The 993-nt window shown below is 73.8% G+C and carries 2 protein-coding genes; both read left to right on the top strand.

From position 1 onward, the window contains the following. Nucleotides 1-199, top strand: a 199-nt coding sequence (locus tag FUT87_RS21415; RefSeq protein WP_186830678.1) for a phosphatase PAP2 family protein, incomplete at its 5' end; no start/stop codon positions are given. Beyond that, nucleotides 196-828 (top strand): isoprenylcysteine carboxylmethyltransferase family protein, encoded by a 633-nt coding sequence (locus FUT87_RS21410; RefSeq protein WP_147242324.1) that lies wholly within the window; start codon nucleotides 196-198, stop codon nucleotides 826-828. The genes FUT87_RS21415 and FUT87_RS21410, both read left to right, overlap by 4 nt. Nucleotides 829-993: the final 165 nt, after the last annotated feature.

The following is a 993-nucleotide window of genomic DNA, read 5'->3' as shown; positions in this document are numbered from 1 at the left end:
GCTGAATGCGCTGATGCTGGCCGCGACGCCGGTGCTGGGCGGCCATTACGTCGTCGATGTCCTGGCCGGCGTGGCGATCGCGCTGCTGGCCATCGCCGCGGTGCCGCATCCCGCCCCGCCGCCGCAGCGGGCCGCACCTCTTCGCCCCGGCCGTCGCGGGGACACACCGATCCATGACCAGACAGGGAGTCCACCATGACCCAGCCGTTGAACACCGAGGGCCGCCTCACCGAATGGCTGCTGCGCAGCTTCGCGCTGCTGGCGCTGGCCTTCGTGCTGGCCCGCTGGGGCTACGCCTGGTGGCAGGACCCGTCGCGCGGCACGCTGCTGCTGCTCATCGTCTCCGAGAGCTACACGCTGGCGCTGGTGCTGCTGGCGCGACGCGCCGAGCGCCGCGACCTGTCGCTGCCCGCGATCGCCGCCACGCTCTACGCGACCGGCTTCGTCGCGCTGCTCACGCCCAGCGGCACGCAGGCCCACGCGCCCGAATGGGTGGGCGCCTCGCTCCAGCTCGCCGGCCTGCTGTGGCAGTTCTCGGCCAAGGTCGCGCTGGGGCGCTCCTTCGGCCTGCTGCCGGCGCAGCGCGGCCTGGTCGTGCGCGGCCCCTACCGGGTGGTGCGTCATCCCATCTACCTGGGTTACCTGATCGGCCACGCCGGCTTCCTGCTCGTCAACGCCTCGCCGCGCAACGCCGCGGTGCTGGCCCTGCTGTACGTGGCGCAGGTCGTGCGCATGCGGCGCGAGGAAGCGGTGCTCGACGACGCGCAAACCGGCTACCGCGCCTACCGCCGCCGCGTGCCGTGGCGCCTGATCCCCTTCGTCTACTGAGCCGGGCCGCGCCGCGCGCCAAGGAGGAATCTCCCCCCTCGCCCGCCCGCAAGCTCCCGCGCGCCCGACGCCCCCGCTGCCTAGCATTCTTCCCATGAGCCCCCTGCCCACCGTCCCCGTCGTCCCGGCCCCGCCCAGCCCGTTCGGCGTCCTGCTGGTCGACGA

This window comes from Mitsuaria sp. TWR114 (genome assembly GCF_007997345.1).
Note: the sequence above shows the minus strand (reverse complement) of the source record. Positions and strands in the feature narration are given on the sequence as shown.